Here is a 17511-nt window from a genome sequence, read left to right on the forward strand (position 1 = left end):
ACAGGAAAATACGCTAAGCGCTTTTTCTTTCTTCTACCTGATCGGCTTTCTTCGAGCGTGCTTTGCCGGGGCTGCTGGACAGCACCCGCCAGAATGGAATGCGACGGGTAACGGCTACCATTTCGTCGACGCTGTCGCCAATGCCGGAGAGGCGATCCACGGTATCTCTCAGGCCTACCAGTTCGTCCACATGTTCGGAAATCTTGAACACCACCATGTAAAATTCCAGCAGGGCACGCAGTATCGATGCCAGCACCAGAAACGTCAGTGGTGCGGCGAAGAAAAAGTAGAACAGCCCGCGCCAGGTCGAAGCCATAAAGGCTTCCACGCAGACATAGATCAGGCCACAGGCAATGGCCACTAGAGCGATACCGTACACGCCGGGCAGCACCTGGATAATCATGTACTTGTCGAACTTGAAGTTGAACAGCTCGCGCCAGTACTGCACTACCCAGAAGAGTCCGCGACGCATACGGTCGCCGAATTTTTCGGGCAGTTTTTCCGGCGTTTTCTGCTGATTATTCTCTACCATTTTGCGTACTGCTCCTCGACAAAACCGTACTGCCCGTCGATGGTCAGGGAGCGTCCGTCCTTGAGTCGGAGCTCACCATCGAAGCGGCCAAACAGCTGATTGAAATTGCTGGCAAACAGGCCCAGATTCATCCGTTCGCGATGATTGCCGTTGGGGGTGAAGCGAAGCGAAACCTGCCCGCACTGACTGCGTAGGGTCCAGGGTTGCATCAGATCATCCCGGTTGTATTCAAAGATCACCCCGCCGGTAGGGACCAGCTGGTCGTCCACCCACAGGCAGTTTTCTGAAAATGTGGTTTCGTTGACGCCGCAGGACAGATTCAGTCCCACCCGTGTGTTGCCGATCAGGGCAGACAAGCATGCCCAGTTCCAGAATGTCTCGCGACGCATATAACCGGCGGAAAAATCGTGGTGGCCGCTGGCGCCCAGCTCGGCCAGATCCTGGTGGTTGCCATCCTGCTGCAGGGTGCCGGTGACAGTGCGACCGGCGACTTTATTGGCGTACACCCAGCCATTGACGCCGGTGCGGGTACACAAGGACATGGGCTGATACTCCGGCCCCTCGTCCATCTGTACATCCAGCGACAGGTCTTTCAGGTCCACCCGCAGGGTTTTGCTCAGGGCGCCGTCCTGCTCCTGATAGCCCAGGCGGATATCCACGCCGCGGCGCTGAAAACGGCTTTCACCGTGCCGTGGCGATGTGGACATGTTCAGTTCCCGGCCCAGCGGCGAGCGCCAAGTATATTCCCGTAAGCGCCCGGTGCGGGGTTCAAAGATGTAAAAAAACGCCATCCCCAGGTAGGCGGTATGGGCGAGGGCACAGCCGGCCAGCAAATCCTGACTGATAACGCCGAAATACTGGAACTGCTTGTAATGAAAATGCCGGGCAAAACGCGGCGCTGGCTGGCCCATCGGGGTGCGGTAATCCGCATCGCGACCGTTGATGGTTGCGACGGTCTCGGGAAATACGCCAAGGGCGACCTGGCCCTGGTGGTCTACCAGTGCCGGAGGTTGAGGCTGAAAGTTCATGTGTTTGGCCAGCTGACAGGAACAATAAACCCCGGGGTATCACGGTGGCGTTGGGTCACCATGAGGGGGCGTTGACGGGTTTCAACATAGTCAATCAGGGTGGGGGTAGCAATCAAAGTGGTACTTTTGTCCGACATGAATGGACAGGGCCAGTAAGGCCGCTCAACAATTGACCATTCGCCGTCATCCAGCGCATCGCTGGGTAGCCACCAGCCCCGTTCATGGCCCGGGTGGGGTGGCTGGCCCGAGGTGGGGGTATGCTGCCGGTAGAACAGCCTTCCCCGGCTCAGCAGGGCAGTGCCATCCGGTTGCCAACCTTGCTCGGCAAGCTGGGCGCGCACTTCCGGCATGGAGGAACGCGGCAGCTGCTGGTCGAACAGATGACGTGCCTTGCGGTCCAGGGTGTCGTGGCTGTTGGGGCCAAACCAGGCCTGCTCTGTGCCCAGGTAAAATTTCAGGGCCAGCTCCCAGTGCCAAAGCGTTCCGTCCATATGATCGCGGACCAGCAGGTCCAGCTCCCCGAGGGTGCGGCCCTGGTGGCGAAAGGGCAGATTACTGGCGATTCGCTCCAGATTGTTGCTGGCATCCACCAGGGCGCAGACCCATTGCTCGAACATCAACCCCAGTCGTCTCGCTGGCGTGTGTGCCTGCAGGCGCAGTGAGGCTCGTTCCGGCAACCCCGGGTCGAGTTGGTATTCGCGTTTTAGCAGCTCGCCGGCATCATGGCAGGGAGAGGGGCAGGGCAGGAGGGATGGGGCCTCCACCAGCCAGCGCAACAGGCCGGCCGGTGTATGAGAGGCTGTGGTCATACTGAAGTGGATAGAATCTCGCGTTTGTTTAATGCCGTTTTTACCTCATCAGCCCAGTGAAGCCAGGCCTGTTGATCGAGAATACCCCGGCGCAGGGTTAGATAGGTAAACAGATCCTTTTCACGGCCCTGTTCATCCAGCTTCTTGGCCAAGGCCTCGAAGGTATGCAGGCGTTCACGACGCAGATCCGCCTGGTCATCCAGCTCGCGCAGGATCGACGACGAATCCGACAGGGCGCCACCGGCAATTTTTACCATAAAGGCGTCGCGGATGCGCGGTGGGGCTGCGGGTTTTCGAAGCCATCGAATCAACTCGTCGCGGCCTTCTTCCGTGATCCGGTACAATTTCTTGTCCGGTTTGCCATCCTGGGGGATATGGCGAAATTTCACCATATGCTGGTCATTGAGTTTTCCCAGCTCCAGGTAAATTTGCTGATGGGTGGCGTTCCATACCAGCCCGATGCTGTTAGCAAATTCGCGAGCGAGGTCGTAACCGCTGGCTTCCTGATCTTGAAGCAGGACAAGTATGGCATGGCGCAAAGACACGGCTCACTCCTCGTTTTATTATGTGACGTAATACTATTTTGATAGTAGAGAGCCGTGTTATTGCTGCGCAATCCGTTGAATAAGTAGTTTTGTAAAAACTTGGTGAACTTACACCACAGCCAAAGTGCAATGTAAGTAATTGTTATCAAAAGGCATGCACTCTGTAGGCCGAGCAGGCCATAAAGGAAAAGATTGTTTCTGTCAGGCTTACAAGGCGCGAAGCAAAAGAAGTAACCCGAAATCCTGTCAGTAACGTCAGGATTTCGGATTTTGCCGATCAGGAGGAGCGGGGAGTAAGCGGGATCAGCTGGCTTGCCTGAAACTCCGCGGAGGCCTTGAGCTGTTCAGCGTTCAGTTTGGGGACCAGGTTGTTGATCAGGCTGCGTGATGCCTTGCGGGTAGTTTCCACGCCCATGCTGGCCAACTTGCGCAGCACCGGGCCGAATTGCAGCAAGGCCATGGGCCGCTCGAAGTACCAGTCGATGGCCTGATCGGTCAGCGCCAGCAGGTAGCGCACCAGCTCTTTTCGCGCCTTTTCGGGGTTTTCTTCGCACAGACCGGGCAGGCTTTTTCCCAGGGCCGCCATTTCCTCATCCACCGGGAACGCCACGTACCAGAAATCCTCGCCGGGAGCGGGCTGACGAACCAGATCCATGTAGTCAGCGGCTGCGCGGTTCTGCTGCAGATCCAGCTTTTTGGCGCTGCGGCTGACCACCAGGTGGGTGGTCTTGCTGATGGTCTGGGTAGTCATGCGGACCACTTTCATCATCCCCGGGGATAACTGGGCTGCCTCGGCGGCTCGGGTCAGAAAGGCGGTGAGGGCCTCGTCGATGAAGATGCCCATGATCGCTTCGATCTCCTTGGGCTCTGGCCGGGAGGCGCCACCATGCATACGACGGATAAAACCGTCGGTTTTCTCATGCAGGATATCGCTTGAGCGGAAGGCAACGTGCGGTATTGTCATTATTCGGGTCCTGAAGCAAGGGATAAGGAATCATACCCAGCCTGACCGCGGGCTCAAATGACCGAAACTGGTGTGGCCTGACTATTCCTGATGGCACGACTCAGCTATTTCTTTTTGTGTTCCAATGGAAGATGATTCGCGCCCTGCGGGGTAGGCTAGGAGAAATCATGTTAGGCGTCGTCAATGCGGATGCGGAGCAGGTAAAACAGTGGCTCCAGCAAGCGAATATTCGGCATTACATCTGTGAGCACTGCCACGGGCTGCATCTGTCCGAGCTGCAGGAGCGAGAAGGGGTGGTGGATGCCCGTTTGTTCGTGGAAGAGGATGGCATCCTGCTGACCACCGAGCTGGAATTGCGCCCGTCGGCCCTGTTCGCCGTGCAGGCGGAGCTGACCCGGCTGAATATGGCGTATCCGTCCATCAAGCTGTTCCTGGATGTGAGCGATGATTCTCTGCCCCGGCTGGTTGCCTGCGACCTGCTGCTGGGCCGTCACGGCGTTTCCTTCGAGCAGTTTATCTACTTTGTCCAGGCCACCGTGGATGCCACGGTGCAATTGCTGGATGAAGGCCAGGAGTTTAACTGGCTGATCTGGCCGGACGAGATGGACAGCGGTGCCGGTGAGGCTCTGCACTAACGATTCGGTTCGGGAGGCACTGCGGTGCAAGACAATGCGGATTCACTGGGTGGCGTCGGCGGCGATCGCCTGGACGGACTGATCGACGGGCTGGTCCAGCATGGCTATGCCATTTCGCCCGGTTATGTCCCTTTGTCGCTGGTGCGAGCCCTGCGCGAGGAAGCGCAACTGCGCGACCGGCAGGGTGAGTTTCAGCTGGCCGGTATTGGTCGGCGCCAGGTGCACCAGAAAGACACCCGGGTCCGCAGTGATCGGACCTGCTGGCTAAGAGCAGAAACTCTTGCCCAGTGTCAGTTGCTGGAAGGGCTGGAAAGCCTGCGGGTAGCGGTGAACCGGTCGCTGTTCATGGGGTTGTTCGAGCTGGAATCCCACTTCGCCATTTACGGGCCCGGTGATTATTACCAGCGCCATCTGGATGCCTTTAACGGCAATAACGGGCGCCTGTTGTCCGTGGTGTTGTACCTCAACGAAGGCTGGCAGAGCCAGTGGGGCGGGCGCCTGCGGCTGTGGCCGGAACCTGATGCCCAGGGGGTGGCCACCGAAGTGGAGCCCCGCGGCGGTACCCTGGTGGCGTTCCTCAGCGAGAAAATTCCCCATGAAGTCTTGGCAGCCACCCGGGAACGCTACAGTATTGCCGGATGGTTTCGCTGCAACAACACCACCGCCGACTGGCTCGATCCGCCACGCTGATAATTGCCCTGCTGCTGGGGCAGAGTGGCGCGTGGGCGGCGGTCTGTGCCAACCCCGGTCGCGATGGCCAGGGTGGCAGTGATGCCTTGATCAACAGTTATTTCACCGGCCCCGACACCCAGACTCTCTCCCCCGGCACCCGAACCTTTTCCCTGACACGCCAACGCGGCCAGATCCCCCTGCATGCCGGTGATCTGGCTCTGCTACTGCAAGTGCAGAGCGCCTCCATGGACACTGCCAACCGTACTGGTTATGGCCAGCTTCAGGGGCATGGCCTGGTGGCCGAGTGGGTGCGGGTGGATCGTGTGGAGGGAGAGCAGGTGTGGATTCAGGGCGAGGGTGCCGGTGGTGGCCTGGTGCACAGCTATGTAAATGCACCGGCCAGTGGTGAGCAAGGGCGCCGTCGTTGGCAACTGGTGCGAGTTCCCCAGTACGAGCATTTCTCGTTGCAGCAGGATGCCCGGGCGCTGCCCTGGGATGGTCGCACCGGTGGGGTGCTGGCCCTGGATGTGCGACGCAAGGTGACCCTGAACGGGCACCGGTTGTCGGTGGCGGGTGCCGGTTTTCGCGGGGGGCCGGCGTTGTCGTTGCAGGGCGCGTTGGGGCGGCCGGCTGATTGGCGCTACCCGGCGCCGTCGGTTCAGGATCGACAAGCCGCGTACGGCCATCACGCCAGCAAAGGCGAAGGCCTTGCTGGCACGCCGGTGTTGCTGATGGATACCGGTGGCGGTTATCCCGGTGGCGACATGGGGCGCGGCGCACCGGCCAATGCTGGCGGCGGAGGTAATGGCCTGGATTTATCCCACCAGCGGTTGGGTAATGGTGGCGGTGGTGGCAACGGGTCTGCCGGTGGCCATGGCCTGCCGGCGGAAGGCGGTGGCCGGGGTGGTCATCCTGCCCCCCGGGTGTTGGTATTGGGCGGTGGCGGTGGTGCTGCCGCCAGACGCCAGGGTGATGGCGGTCAGGGCGGCGCCGGAGGTGGGCTTCTGTTGATCAGGGCCGCCGGCCTGCAGGGTCAGGGGGCGCTGGATCTACGCGGCGCAGCGGGCAGTGCTGCCGGTGATGTGGGCGGTGGCGGTGGTAGCGGCGGCACCCTGTGGCTGGATCTGCCGGTCACCGATTCACTGGCGGTTACTCCCGAGCACGCGGGTGGCGTCGGAGCCAAAGGGGGCGGTCAGGGTGGCGATGGCCAGTTGCTGTCGCGAGGCGAGCGTCAGTGGTCAGGATTTCAGTCCCTGACGGTGGCGGGTGCCGAGGCAGGATTCCGTTGCCGTCCCGCCGGCCACTGGGTTACCGGCGTGTTGTTCGAGGATAACGGTGCGAGCGACGGCCAGGCCTTCAATCAGCGTCGCGATGGCGACGAGGCCCCACTGCCCGGACTGACGCTGACCTTGCAGGATCCGGCCAGCGACTGGCAAAAAACCACCACCTCCGCTGCGTCCGGTGCCTTCCAGTTCCGCTTGTCGGAAGCGCAAAGTCGTGGCCAGGCACTATGGATGTCACTCACCTTGCCGCAGGGGTGGTCGTTGCCGGTACTGCCTTCACTGAACGGCAAGCCGGGTCAGCGCCATGGCAACCAGGTTCGCTGGCAGGTGACGGCCAGCGCCGATCGCCACTCCGGGCCGCTGCCTCTGGGACTGATTGCGGAACCGGGCTGGCAGGCGCCTGATGACACGATACTGCCACCGGGGAGCACCGCAGTGCTGGCCTTTGAATACCGCGCGCCGGTGACCGGGCAGGTACAGTTCCACAGTGATCACCCGGCGGTGCGTGGTTTGTTGATGGATCGGGCCTGTTCCGGCGACAGCGAGCAATGGCAAAGCGGGCAGAATGCCGGCTGGCCGGTGACCGCCGGTGAGCGGTTGTGCGTGCGGGTGCCGGTACGTTTTGATGGTCAGCCAGCCCGCATCCCGGTGACGGCCACAACACTGCCTGATAATGCGCCTGCCGATTTTATGATTACACCCCAGCAGACCTCGGTAAAAATTCTTCCCGGGTCTTGAAAGTTTTTCCACCATCCCCATTTATTTCACTGTGACAACCCGGCCGGTTGGAACCTTGCTGACATCGTGGATGGCAGCGGTTCCGTGTCACGCACAATTCTGTAAACCTTTTTTCAGTGGATGCCGAAAGAACCTGTGGGTCTGCTGAAGAGTATGGAGATATGTGTGATGAATACCGGATTTTCCCTTGCCCCCCTGTTTCGCCATTCCGTGGGCTTCGATCGTTTTGATGAACTGCTGGATGCCGCCCTGCGCGCGGACCAGTCCAACGGTTATCCGCCTTACGACATCATCCGCGAAAGCGATGGTCGTTACCGTATCGTGATGGCGGTGGCCGGTTTCGGCCGCGATGATATCGAGATCACGGTACAGGAAAACGAACTGCGCATTCGCGGCAGTCTGCCACCGCAGAATGACGGCGAGCGTACCTGGTTGCATCAGGGTATCGCCCGGCGAGCCTTCGAGCGTACCTTCAAGCTGGCGGACCACGTGGAAGTGGACGGCGCCGGCCTTAACGATGGCCTGCTCACGGTGACCCTGAACCGTGTGGTTCCCGAGGAAAAAAAGCCCCGGATAATCCCCGTTGAAGGTGAACAATCGCCAACAAATCGTAATTAAATCGCTGCACTTTGTGACGCGTTTTCTGTGACATAGTTAAGGGGCCGATAAGGCCCCTTTTTGCTAGTTTGGGAGTGATGTGTAGCGGCATCGACCCGATATAACCAAAGGGTCTTAAGCGGAGACTGATCATGCTCACCGGATCAGTGCAGAGTCGTTGTTATCCAGGTCAGGAGGGCCGGAACTCTGCCAACCCAATCCATTGTCAGCCACAGGGAGCGGCATGCAATGAAACGTCTGTATTACTTCGCAAAATCACTGACCTCTGTTCAGGGGATAACCACAGATCTGCGCCTGGCGGGGATCGGTGAAAACCGCCTGCATGTGATGGGCAATGACAGCTCGGCCATGGCCCAGGCCCATGTGCATACAGCTACCCCCTGGGAAGAAACCGATATCATGCACTCCGGCTTTGTGGGAGCGCTGGGTGGCATGGGTGTGGGCCTGGCGGCCGGGTTTCTGCTTGCTGGTGCGGATCCCTGGGGCATGCAGCTGGACACCGGTGCGATCATCGGCGTGACCCTGTTCGGCACCTGTTTCGGGGCCTGGCTGGGTGGCCTGCGTGGGGTATCGTCCCGCAACCATCACCTGACGCCCTATCTGGACCGGGTGGAGCAGGGTGACTACCTGATGATGGTGGATGCCGATGATGAGGTGCAGGCCAGCAAGGTGGAAAAAGTCATGCAGGGCCATCGCCACGAAGCGGAAGAGGCCGGCCGCGAGGAGCACTTCAGTCCGTTTGATTAAGACCTTTGTTGGAGCCTTGCTCGCAAGGCGAATGCCGTGACTGAACCCTTCGCCTTGCAAGCAAGGCTCCAACGGGCCTGATCATGCTGACGCCCGGTTTCAGGCGTCCATCCAATACGCTGCCACATCCAGCATGCGGTGGCTGAATCCCCATTCATTGTCGTACCAGGCCAGCAGTTTCAGCTGCTGGCCCAGCAATCGGCTATGGTTGGTATCCACTACGCAGGAGTAGGGCAGGTGATTGAAGTCGCTGGAGACCAGCGGCAGATGATTCACCGCCAATACGCCCTGCAGATCGCCATGGGCCGCATTGCTCAGTGCCTCATGGACTTGTTCCAGGGATTCCACCTGCTCCAGGGTGACGGTCAAATCCACCAGCGACACATTCAGGGTCGGCACCCTCACCGCCAGGCCATCCAGTCGTCCTTTCAGATGGGGCAGTACCAGCCCCACGGCTTTGGCGGCGCCGGTGCTGGTGGGGATCATGTTCACCGCCGCCGCCCGGGCGCGCAGCAAATCCCCGTGGGCCTTGTCCACCAGGTTCTGGTCGTTGGTATAGCTGTGGATGGTAGTCATCAGGCCCTGGCGAACCGTAAAGGCCTGGTCGAGCACTGCCACCATGGGCGCCAGACAGTTGGTGGTGCAGGAGGCGTTGGAGACAATCCGTTGTTCGCGGTTCAGTACCGAATGGTTGACCCCGTAGACCACGGTGGCGTCGGCGTCGTCCACCGGATAACTGGCGAGTACCCGCGGGGCTCCAGCGTCAAGGTGGGCGCTGAGGGCGTCGTGGCTCTTGTACTTGCCGGCGCATTCGATCACCAGATCCGGTGTCAGCGATTTCCAGGGCAGATCTTCCAGCCGGCTTTCGGCGAAACAGGGGATTCGGTGGCCGTTGATTTCCAGGTGGTTGCCGTCGTAATGCACGGAGTGGGGCCAGCGGCCGTGGGTGCTGTCGAATGCCAGCAAGTGGGCGAGCACATCAAAATCTGCCAGATCGTTAATGGCAACCAGTTCGAAACGGTCACCGGCGGGATGTTCACTGATCGCCCGGACAATACAGCGACCGATGCGGCCAAAGCCGTTGATGGCAATGCGAATCTTCTTGCTGCTTGTCATGGCACACTCTCCGTCCACCATAGACTTTCAGTGTAGACCCGGGTTGTCACCACGGCCAGCCTGATCAAGCTTTAGGCAGATGGACAGGGCGTATCTTGCAATGGCCGGTCGCTTTGGCCACAATGCGCCCTCGCTCTGCGGCTCCGGTCGCAGGCGCGTAATGGTCGACCCGTCGGTCCCCCCGCAACGACAGACTGTGAACTCCGCCAGGCCCGGAAGGGAGCAACGGTAGCAGTGGACTCGTGTGCCGGGGTGTGGCTGGCGGGAAGACCTCCAATCTTCCCCCCGCCGATACCCGGCATGCTTTTACCGAACACGCCTTCTGCACTGTCTTCCCTGCAGGAACTTCGTTAGCATTAAGCCCTTCATGAGACACCTCTTTTCCGCCGAATACCGGTGTCGATCCCTGTTGGTTGGAGTGCTATGAGTTATCAGGTTCTTGCCCGGAAATACCGTCCCCGCACTTTTGATGAGCTGGTGGGGCAGGAGCACGTCTCGCGGGCCCTGATGCATGCGCTGGACCAGGATCGCCTGCACCATGCCTATCTGTTCACCGGCACCCGCGGGGTGGGCAAGACCACCATCGCCCGCATCCTGTCCCGTTGCCTGAACTGCGAGCAGGGCGTCAGTGCCCGTCCCTGTGGTGTCTGCCCTACCTGTGTAGAGATCGGCGAAGGCCGCTTCGTGGACCTCATCGAGGTGGATGCGGCCAGCCGTACCAAGGTGGAAGATACCCGCGAGCTGCTCGACAACGTGCAGTACGCGCCGACCCGGGGCCGCTACAAGGTCTACCTCATCGATGAGGTGCACATGTTGTCAGCGCATTCCTTCAACGCGCTGCTAAAGACCCTGGAAGAACCGCCGCCCCATGTGAAGTTCCTGCTGGCCACCACCGATCCACAAAAGCTGCCGGTGACGGTGCTGTCCCGCTGTCTGCAGTTCAGCCTCAAGGCGTTGCCGGCGGAGCAGATCGCCGGCCATCTTCAGGCCCTGCTGGACAAGGAAATGATCCGCTACGAGGCGCCGGCCCTGCTGGCCCTGGGCAAGGCGGCCCAGGGGTCCATGCGCGATGCGCTCAGCCTGACCGATCAGGCCATTGCCTTCGGCAGCGAGCAACTCAGCAGTGAGGCGGTGAACGCCATGCTGGGTACCGTGGATCGCAACCATGTGCTGACCCTGCTGGTGGCGCTGGCGGAACAGGAACCGGCCGGTGTGCTGCAGGCGCTGGCCACCGTCAGCGAGCATTGCCCCGGGGAACTGGCACTACTGGACGAGTTGATCAGTCAGCTGCACCAGCTGGCAGTCTGTCAGGCGGTGCCGGGCAGCCATGACGAGACCATTACCCAGCTGGCGGCGGCGCTGAGCGCCGAGCAGGTACAGCTCTATTACGATGTGGCTGTGCGTGGCCGTCGGGATCTTCAGGATGCCCCTGACAGCCGCGCGGCGCTGGAAATGCTGTTGCTGCGCATGGTGCTGTTTACCCCCAAAGGGGTCTTGCCGACCCGGGGGGAACACGCCGGCGCAAAAAAGCCTGAAGCGGCGACGCCGTCGGCACAAGCCGGCGGCAAACCGGATTTGCGAGCCCTGCTGGACCGGCCCGCTGCTGCCCCCGCGCCGCCAACGCCGCCCACTTCCCAGCCCGCTGCCAGTCCGGTTGTGGAGTCGGTGCCTCAAGGTGGCGCCACCTCCGCCGCCCTGGCTCAGGTGGAACGTCCAGGTCGTGAGGAGCCCAGTCAGCAGACGGCGCCTGAGCCCGTTCCATCGGAGCCCGAGCCGCCCCAGCCTGAACCGGAGCCCACAGCGGAGCCGGTGCCGGAACCCGTTGCAGAGCGGCCGACGCAGAGCGCCGCAGAAGAGCCGCCGCTGGCGCCGCTGCAGGAACCGACCAGCGAATCCGAGGTGGCCACCTGGTGGGCCGCTCTGCTGCTGCGTCTGGACCTGGACGGCACCGTGCGCAATATCGCTCGCAACGCAGTGCTGGTGAGCCGGGAAGACACGGTCTGGACCTTGCGTATCAGCACCGGGCACGAGGTACTGGTTAACCGGGAACGGCTGGACGAGTTGAGTGGTGCGCTGGAAAATTATTTCCAGCGGCGCATCCAGATCCAGGTGGATTACGAACGCCGAGCCGGCGATACCCCGGAAGCTATGGCCGAAGCCCGGCGTCAGGAACTGCTGGTTGATGCCACCCGAACCCTGCATGAGGATCCGGTGGTGCAGCAGCTGGTAAGCACCTTTGATGGCCGGCTGGACGAAGGCAGCGTAACGCCAAAAGAAACAGTGGAATAACTCCCGGTCAGTCCGGGTGGAGACAATGATGGATTTCGATATCAACTCTCTCATGCAACAGGCTCAGGCCATGCAGGAGAAGATGAAAAAGATGCAGGACGAGGCCGCCAATGCGGAAGTCACCGGTGAATCCGGTGCCGGCCTGGTGAAGGTGACCATGAATGGTCGTCACGACGTCAAGGGCGTGGACATTGATGCGTCCCTGATGAGCGAGGACAAGGAACTGCTGGAAGACCTGCTGGCCGCTGCTGTTAACGATGCCGTGCGTCGGGTGGAAAAGCAGCAGCAGGACAACATGCAGAACATGGCCGGCGGTTTTCCCTTTCCGCCGGGCTTCAAGCCGTAAGGGGCACTGTCTGTGAAGCATGCGCCGCTGGTTGACCAGTTGATTCACGCCTTTACCTGCCTGCCCGGCGTCGGGCCCCGCTCCGCCCAACGCATGGCCTATGCCCTGCTGGACCGTGGCCGGGAAGAGGGCCGCCGGCTCGGCGATGCCCTGCATGCGGCCATGGATGGCGTGCAACACTGTCAGCGCTGCCGCAATTACGCGGAAGAGGACCTCTGCCCGGTGTGCAGCGATCCCAAGCGTGATTCCGCTCTGGTCTGTATCGTTGCCACCCCGGCGGATGTGCTGGCCTTCGAGCAGTCCGGTGAATACCGCGGTCAGTACTTCGTGCTGATGGGCGAATTGTCTCCCCTGGATGGTATTGGTCCCCGGGAATTGGGGCTGGATGTGCTGGAGCAGCGCTTGAAGCAGGGAGAGATCAATGAATTGATTCTGGCCACCGGCACCACCGTGGAGGGCGAAGCCACCGCCCACTATGTGCTGGATCTGGCCCAGGAGGCCGGCATCACCGTCAGCCGTATCGCCCAGGGCGTGCCCATGGGCGGCGATCTGGAGTTCGTTGATGGCGCCACCCTGGCGCAGGCCCTGCGCGGTCGTCGTCCATTTGCGTGAAACCGGCACCAGACCTCTGTGGGAAGCGATGCTTGCATCGCGAATAAGCCCACCCGGTTAACCCAAGCATCGCTTCTCACTGAAGAGCGCCAGATACCCCTCTGGCCTCTTGCTGCTTCCCTCTGCTATGTTAGCCACCAAGCAAGCGCTAGGTCAGCTAATAAAAAGGAGGCTCTGTGAGCGCGTTGGATTATTTCAATGAAACCCACCAGATGGTGCGCGAAACCGTTCGCAAATTCGTGGAAAGGGAAATCCTGCCCCATGTGGATGACTGGGAAGAAGCCGGTGAATTTCCCCGCGAGCTTTACAACAAGGCCGCCGATGCCGGCATCCTGAGCATCAATGCCCCGGAAGAGCTCGGTGGCACCGGCGAAGATGTGTTCATGAAGATCGCCGCCTGCGAAGAGCTGGTGCGGTGTTCGTCCGGCGGCCTGTGCGCCAGCCTGGGCTCCCTGGATATTGGTCTGCCGCCGATCTGGAAGTGGGGCAGTGATGCCATGAAGCAGAAGGTGGTGCCGGAGGTGATCGGTGGACAGAAGATCTCTGCCCTGGCCATTACCGAACCCAATGGCGGCTCCGATGTGGCCAACCTGCGCACTCGCGCGGTACGCGATGGCGACCACTATGTCGTAAACGGCGCCAAGACTTTCATCACCAGCGGTGTGCGTGCGGACTATTACACCGTGGCAGTGCGCACCGGGGACAAGGGCTACGGCGGTATCAGCCTTTTACTGGTTGAGAAGGGTACCCCGGGCTTTTCCGTGGGCCGCAAGCTGAAGAAGATGGGGTGGTGGGCGTCAGACACCGCCGAGCTTTTCTTCGAGGATTGCCGGGTGCCGGCGGAAAACCTGATCGGCCCGGAAAACGGCGGCTTCTACTGCATCATGAGCAACTTCCAGATGGAGCGTCTGGTGCTGGCGGTCACCGCCAACAGCACAGCCCAACTGGCGCTGGATGAGGCCATGCGGTACGTGAAAGAGCGGGAAGCCTTTGGTCGTCCCCTGGCCGGGTTCCAGGTCACTCGTCACAAGCTGGCGGAAATGGCCACTGATGTGAAAGCCAGCACCGAGTTCACCTATCGGGTGGCTGCCAAGATTGCCGCCGGCGAAAACTGCGTGCTGGATGTGTCCATGGCCAAGAACGTGGCTACCCGTTGTGCCGACCGGGTGACCTATGATGCGGTCCAGTTGTTTGGCGGCAGCGGCTATATGCGCGGTACCGTGGTCGAACGCCTGTATCGCGACAACCGCATCCTCTCCATCGGCGGTGGCACCCACGAGATCATGAACGAGGTGATCGCCAAGCAGTTGGGGCTTTGAGTGGCAAGCTCCAAGCTTCAAGCTGCAACACGGTAAAGGGTTTTGTATTCTGAAACGCAAGAGGCCGCGTCCAATCTATGGGCGCGGCCTCTTTGCTTTAGAGCGCCAACAAGCTTCAATCGCGTTGTAGCTTGTAGCTTGTAGCTGTCAGGTGCACTCCGCCCGTGTCTGATCCATCTTGCAGCGTACCTTGCGCAGCAGGCCGAGCATGTCCGGATCGTAATAGCCTTGCTCGCGCAGTTGGTCGCGGGCTTCCTGCATCATCACTTCGTATTCACTCTTGTCGGCATCCGGGATCTGCACCCACCAGCGCTTGTCGACCTTTTCGGCCTCCTTGTCCAGCTGCTCGGTGATGCGGTTCAGGTTGTTGTAGAAATACTCGCGGGACTTCTGTGCCATCTCGGCGGGGAAACGGTCCTTCTTGGCAACCAACTGAATGGTTAGCTGGGCCAGCGGGTAGTCGATGATGCCGCCATCCGGGCTCAGTCCCTTGTAGAGTTCCAGCGCATCATAGGCCACCAGTGGAGCGACGATGACATCGACCACGCCGTTGTTGAACTTGGTGGAGAAGTTGGTGATGTCGGATCCCACCGGGGTGGCGCCAACCTGGGAAACCAGAATGGCCTGGGTTTCATCATATTCCAGCACTGCTACACGCTTGCCGGCCGCCTTGGCCAGGGAGTTGACTTCCCGGTCGTTCACGAAGACATAGGCTGCACCGGCCGGGGCCACGCCCATGACTTGATAGGACCCCTGGGAGAGTTTGTCGGCGGTTTGCGGGTGCGCCAGCACTTTCAGGACAACGTTCATGTGTTCCATGGAGGGAATGGCGCCGATGGAATCGATGGTGCCGGCGTACTTGTTGAAGTTACGACCGCGGATACCCGTGATCAGGGCAGCATCACAGACGCCGGCCTTGAGATCTTCAGCAGCAATGGCTTCGTTGGTATGGGGAATCAGCTCCACTTCCAGTCCCCAGCCCAGGGCGGCAGTCTGCCAGTCTTTCATGGCACCCATTACCGGACCCACGTTGCCGACGATATCAAAGACACAGATTTTGCGTTTGATGGATTCGGCCTGGGCGGCCAGCGAAGCGGTGAGGGCAAAGGCCGTAGTGACGGCGATAATCAACTTCTTCATGGATCTATCCTGCTTGTTATTGCTGGTATGAAGGTGTGCAGCATGGTGCCCTTGATACTAGTGGGAATGATGGGGAAATGGAAAAACCCAAGCGCCTGCCCCTGGAGCGATTAGGTCAATTTCCATCAGTTACGGTCAGGGCGACTGGCACGACGGACTTCCCCCGGGGTACGTCCGGTCCAGCTGCGGTAGGCCTTGCTGAAGCTGGCCTGATCACTGTAACCGAGCTGGTCGGCGATCTTTTCCAGTGGCATGTCCGTTTCCAGCAGATAGCGGCTTGCGAAAGTTTCGCGGATGTCATTGCGGATGCCGCTGAAGGCAAAACCGGCCAGACCCAGATGACGCCGTACTGATCGCGGGCTCATGCCCAGTTTCTGAGCCACCCGCTCCAGGGTGCTGTCACGGCCCGGGCCGTTCATGATTTCGTGGCGCACCTTGATGACCACCTTCAGGCTGTTATCGCCCTGGATCTGTTCCCGGGAGCGGGCGGCGGCCAGGTAGGTGGCTACGCTGGCATCGTCATCCTTGGCCTGACGCCCCGATAGCGGCATCAATACCTGGTTATGTGGCCGGTTGAACTTTACCTCTACACCGTCGGCCAGCCGCTGCCAGGCGAGACTGTTGCCGGGGCAGGCAAAATCAAATTCGAACGTGAACGTTCGACAGACCAGTGATGCCAGTGCATGGATGCTGCCCATGTAGATCTTGGCCACCATGGGTTTTAGTTTTTTCAGGTCCCAGTTGTCATGCAGGCGGATGGAAATCAGTTCGCCAGTGCAGTGAATTTCCATATCCATCAGTGGTAGCGATACCCGTAGATACTGCACCACCATGTTCACCAGCTTGCGGTAATCCTGTTGTCGCAACAGCGCAAATCCGAACAGCCCATGACCTTGCAGGTCCAGCTCCTGACCGAAACGAAACGGTGCGGTGTGATCGTTGAGTAGACGGTTGCCGTTGTGTAGCAGATGTTGCACCTGCCGCATGGAAAGATAAGCGTCCGGATTGTCGAGCATATGACCATCAATGCCAGATCCTTCGAGCACTACCGTGCCATTAATTCCATGTTTTTGTACAAACCGCAAAAAGCGGCGGGCATAACGGACTGAGATGAGAGGAACGTCGAGTGCCATTCCGTCGTTTTTCATTTTTATTATGCCTGATGCAGTTGTTGTTATGCTTGTGATGAAGCTCTCATTAGGCTGGCTATCTTGCCGGTTTTAAATACTGCTTGCCCTTTTTAACAAAAAAATGGCCGCTTTAACTATTAAGTCGGTCACCTTCCATGGAGATGATGAGCCCCGCTTTTTTGTGCATAAAAATAATCATGGAGCAGAAAAATGCAAAGGGAAAAAACAGAAACCCTTAAAGCTCGTTATCTACCCCTTTCCAAAGTATCAGTTCCGATCATGCGAAGAATGTATGAGATTTATTCGGGGTACTACGAAAATATAAGTCTGGATATTTTTTGTCGGGACATGGTGGAAAAAAGTGGCGTGATCCTGGTGGAGGAAAAACCGACCAAGCGCGTGGTTGGTTTCTCTACCCTGAAAACCCTGGACATGAATGTGGCCGGCCGCCAGGTAAAAGGCGTCTTTAGTGGCGATACCATCATCGAAGAAAAATACTGGGGTAGCCGGGCTCTGCAGGTGACTTTTTTCTTTCGCATGATTCGTGAGAAGTTGCGTCATCCTTTTCGCCCCCTTTTCTGGTTGCTGATATCAAAAGGCTATAAAACCTATTTGTTGATGGCGAATAACTTCCACAATTACTACCCGCATCCGGAAGGAAAGAGTGACCAGCTTGCGCCTCTAGTGGATTCCTACTGTGAGCGCTTGTTTGCCGATTACTACTGTGAAGAGAAAAAACTGCTGGATTTCGGTGAGGGTTATACTCACTTGAAATCCGATGTGGCAAACATTACCGCAGAAATGCGCCAGGCAAATGAAAAGATTCAATTTTTCGAAAAACGTAATCCTACCTGGAACCGGGGTACCGAATTGCCTTGTATCGGGGAAATCAACTTTTCCCTGCTGTTCAGTTACCCGTTCTCTCTGTGGCGTAAACAACGAAGAAAAACAAAAACGCAAATTGCAGCTGTAGCCTGCGAATAAAACC

At 59.3% G+C, this 17511-nt stretch carries 18 protein-coding genes and 1 other RNA gene; 11 read left to right on the forward strand and 8 right to left on the reverse strand.

Annotated elements, in window-relative coordinates; all coding sequences use genetic code 11:
* Positions 1–13: 13 nt before the first annotated feature.
* From Q0Y02_RS06830 to Q0Y02_RS06850, 5 genes are all read right to left on the reverse strand, one after another.
* Entirely contained in the window at positions 14–532 is a 519-nt protein-coding gene (locus Q0Y02_RS06830; RefSeq protein ID WP_297766293.1) for a DUF4282 domain-containing protein, read from the reverse strand.
* Entirely contained in the window at positions 526–1560 is a 1035-nt protein-coding gene (locus tag Q0Y02_RS06835; RefSeq protein WP_297766296.1) for a DUF2804 domain-containing protein, read from the reverse strand. The genes Q0Y02_RS06830 and Q0Y02_RS06835 overlap by 7 nt, the downstream gene beginning before the upstream one ends.
* Positions 1557–2369, reverse strand: a complete 813-nt coding sequence (locus Q0Y02_RS06840; RefSeq protein WP_297766299.1) for a DUF1853 family protein — start codon at positions 2367–2369, stop codon at positions 1557–1559. Before Q0Y02_RS06840 ends, Q0Y02_RS06835 begins: the two co-directional genes overlap by 4 nt.
* Positions 2366–2914: a PadR family transcriptional regulator gene (locus Q0Y02_RS06845; RefSeq protein ID WP_297766304.1), complete on the reverse strand. Its 549-nt coding sequence runs from the start codon at positions 2912–2914 to the stop codon at positions 2366–2368. Before Q0Y02_RS06845 ends, Q0Y02_RS06840 begins: the two co-directional genes overlap by 4 nt.
* Before the next feature lie 277 nt (positions 2915–3191).
* Positions 3192–3878, reverse strand: a complete 687-nt coding sequence (locus tag Q0Y02_RS06850) for a hypothetical protein (RefSeq protein WP_297766307.1) — start codon at positions 3876–3878, stop codon at positions 3192–3194.
* 167 nt (positions 3879–4045) lie between these two features.
* Here Q0Y02_RS06850 and Q0Y02_RS06855 point away from each other — a divergent pair, with 167 nt between their 5' ends.
* From Q0Y02_RS06855 to Q0Y02_RS06875, 5 genes are all read left to right on the forward strand, one after another.
* Positions 4046–4513, forward strand: a complete 468-nt coding sequence (locus Q0Y02_RS06855; RefSeq protein ID WP_297766310.1) for a YbjN domain-containing protein — start codon at positions 4046–4048, stop codon at positions 4511–4513.
* 24 nt (positions 4514–4537) lie between these two features.
* Positions 4538–5203: a 2OG-Fe(II) oxygenase gene (locus Q0Y02_RS06860; protein WP_297766313.1), complete on the forward strand. Its 666-nt coding sequence runs from the start codon at positions 4538–4540 to the stop codon at positions 5201–5203.
* Positions 5152–7206 (forward strand): hypothetical protein, encoded by a 2055-nt coding sequence (locus tag Q0Y02_RS06865; protein ID WP_297766316.1) that lies wholly within the window; start codon positions 5152–5154, stop codon positions 7204–7206. Before Q0Y02_RS06860 ends, Q0Y02_RS06865 begins: the two co-directional genes overlap by 52 nt.
* Positions 7207–7374: 168 nt before the next feature.
* On the forward strand, positions 7375–7824 hold the full coding sequence (locus Q0Y02_RS06870) for an Hsp20 family protein (RefSeq protein WP_297766319.1): 450 nt from the start codon (positions 7375–7377) through the stop codon (positions 7822–7824).
* 228 nt (positions 7825–8052) lie between these two features.
* A complete protein-coding gene (locus tag Q0Y02_RS06875) occupies positions 8053–8571 on the forward strand; it encodes a hypothetical protein (RefSeq protein WP_297766322.1) in 519 nt (172 codons plus the stop codon).
* A 99-nt stretch (positions 8572–8670) separates the two neighbouring features.
* Here the strand turns inward: Q0Y02_RS06875 and gap are convergent, their stop codons facing one another.
* On the reverse strand, positions 8671–9687 hold the full coding sequence (gene gap / locus Q0Y02_RS06880) for a type I glyceraldehyde-3-phosphate dehydrogenase (protein WP_297766325.1): 1017 nt from the start codon (positions 9685–9687) through the stop codon (positions 8671–8673).
* 170 nt (positions 9688–9857) lie between these two features.
* On the opposite strand from gap, the gene ffs reads away from it, so the two are divergent.
* From ffs to Q0Y02_RS06905, 5 genes are all read left to right on the forward strand, one after another.
* An RNA gene (gene ffs / locus Q0Y02_RS06885) (signal recognition particle sRNA small type) lies at positions 9858–9954 on the forward strand.
* Positions 9955–10110: 156 nt separating this feature from the next.
* Complete coding sequence (gene dnaX / locus Q0Y02_RS06890; protein ID WP_297766327.1) at positions 10111–11976, forward strand: DNA polymerase III subunit gamma/tau; 1866 nt, start codon at positions 10111–10113, stop codon at positions 11974–11976.
* 28 nt (positions 11977–12004) lie between these two features.
* Positions 12005–12322: a YbaB/EbfC family nucleoid-associated protein gene (locus Q0Y02_RS06895; RefSeq protein WP_272961727.1), complete on the forward strand. Its 318-nt coding sequence runs from the start codon at positions 12005–12007 to the stop codon at positions 12320–12322.
* 12 nt (positions 12323–12334) lie between these two features.
* Positions 12335–12934 carry a recombination mediator RecR gene (gene recR, locus Q0Y02_RS06900; protein WP_297766330.1) on the forward strand — a complete coding sequence of 200 codons (600 nt, stop codon included), beginning with the start codon at positions 12335–12337 and terminating at the stop codon, positions 12932–12934.
* Positions 12935–13110: 176 nt separating this feature from the next.
* Entirely contained in the window at positions 13111–14253 is a 1143-nt protein-coding gene (locus tag Q0Y02_RS06905; protein ID WP_297766333.1) for an acyl-CoA dehydrogenase family protein, read from the forward strand.
* A 147-nt stretch (positions 14254–14400) separates the two neighbouring features.
* On the opposite strand, the gene Q0Y02_RS06910 is transcribed toward Q0Y02_RS06905, so the two are convergent.
* Together Q0Y02_RS06910 and Q0Y02_RS06915 are read right to left on the reverse strand one after the other, a co-directional pair.
* The gene (locus Q0Y02_RS06910) at positions 14401–15393 is read right to left on the reverse strand and encodes a putative solute-binding protein (RefSeq protein WP_297766336.1); all 993 of its coding nucleotides are present in this window, start codon (positions 15391–15393) and stop codon (positions 14401–14403) included.
* A 125-nt stretch (positions 15394–15518) separates the two neighbouring features.
* Positions 15519–16541, reverse strand: a complete 1023-nt coding sequence (locus Q0Y02_RS06915) for an AraC family transcriptional regulator (protein ID WP_297766338.1) — start codon at positions 16539–16541, stop codon at positions 15519–15521.
* Positions 16542–16733: 192 nt separating this feature from the next.
* On the opposite strand from Q0Y02_RS06915, the gene Q0Y02_RS06920 reads away from it, so the two are divergent.
* Positions 16734–17507, forward strand: coding sequence for a hypothetical protein (locus Q0Y02_RS06920; RefSeq protein ID WP_297766341.1), 774 nt, complete (start codon positions 16734–16736; stop codon positions 17505–17507).
* Positions 17508–17511: the final 4 nt, after the last annotated feature.

The sequence above is a fragment of the uncultured Alcanivorax sp. genome, assembly GCF_947258575.1.
Lineage (GTDB): Bacteria > Pseudomonadota > Gammaproteobacteria > Pseudomonadales > Alcanivoracaceae > Alcanivorax.

What these genes read in the sequence shown, in the direction of transcription:
- Q0Y02_RS06830 (WP_297766293.1), bottom strand. Translation starts at nt 532, where the DNA reads ATGGTAGAGAATAATCAGCAGAAAACGCCGGAAAAACTGCCCGAAAAA.
- Q0Y02_RS06835 (WP_297766296.1), bottom strand. Translation starts at nt 1,560, where the DNA reads ATGAACTTTCAGCCTCAACCTCCGGCACTGGTAGACCACCAGGGCCAG.
- Q0Y02_RS06840 (WP_297766299.1), bottom strand. Translation starts at nt 2,369, where the DNA reads ATGACCACAGCCTCTCATACACCGGCCGGCCTGTTGCGCTGGCTGGTG.
- Q0Y02_RS06850 (WP_297766307.1), bottom strand. Translation starts at nt 3,878, where the DNA reads ATGACAATACCGCACGTTGCCTTCCGCTCAAGCGATATCCTGCATGAG.
- Q0Y02_RS06855 (WP_297766310.1), top strand. Translation starts at nt 4,046, where the DNA reads ATGTTAGGCGTCGTCAATGCGGATGCGGAGCAGGTAAAACAGTGGCTC.
- Q0Y02_RS06865 (WP_297766316.1), top strand. Translation starts at nt 5,152, where the DNA reads ATGGTTTCGCTGCAACAACACCACCGCCGACTGGCTCGATCCGCCACG.
- Q0Y02_RS06870 (WP_297766319.1), top strand. Translation starts at nt 7,375, where the DNA reads ATGAATACCGGATTTTCCCTTGCCCCCCTGTTTCGCCATTCCGTGGGC.
- Q0Y02_RS06875 (WP_297766322.1), top strand. Translation starts at nt 8,053, where the DNA reads ATGAAACGTCTGTATTACTTCGCAAAATCACTGACCTCTGTTCAGGGG.
- gap (WP_297766325.1), bottom strand. Translation starts at nt 9,687, where the DNA reads ATGACAAGCAGCAAGAAGATTCGCATTGCCATCAACGGCTTTGGCCGC.
- dnaX (WP_297766327.1), top strand. Translation starts at nt 10,111, where the DNA reads ATGAGTTATCAGGTTCTTGCCCGGAAATACCGTCCCCGCACTTTTGAT.
- Q0Y02_RS06895 (WP_272961727.1), top strand. Translation starts at nt 12,005, where the DNA reads ATGGATTTCGATATCAACTCTCTCATGCAACAGGCTCAGGCCATGCAG.
- Q0Y02_RS06910 (WP_297766336.1), bottom strand. Translation starts at nt 15,393, where the DNA reads ATGAAGAAGTTGATTATCGCCGTCACTACGGCCTTTGCCCTCACCGCT.
- Q0Y02_RS06915 (WP_297766338.1), bottom strand. Translation starts at nt 16,541, where the DNA reads ATGAAAAACGACGGAATGGCACTCGACGTTCCTCTCATCTCAGTCCGT.
- Q0Y02_RS06920 (WP_297766341.1), top strand. Translation starts at nt 16,734, where the DNA reads ATGCAAAGGGAAAAAACAGAAACCCTTAAAGCTCGTTATCTACCCCTT.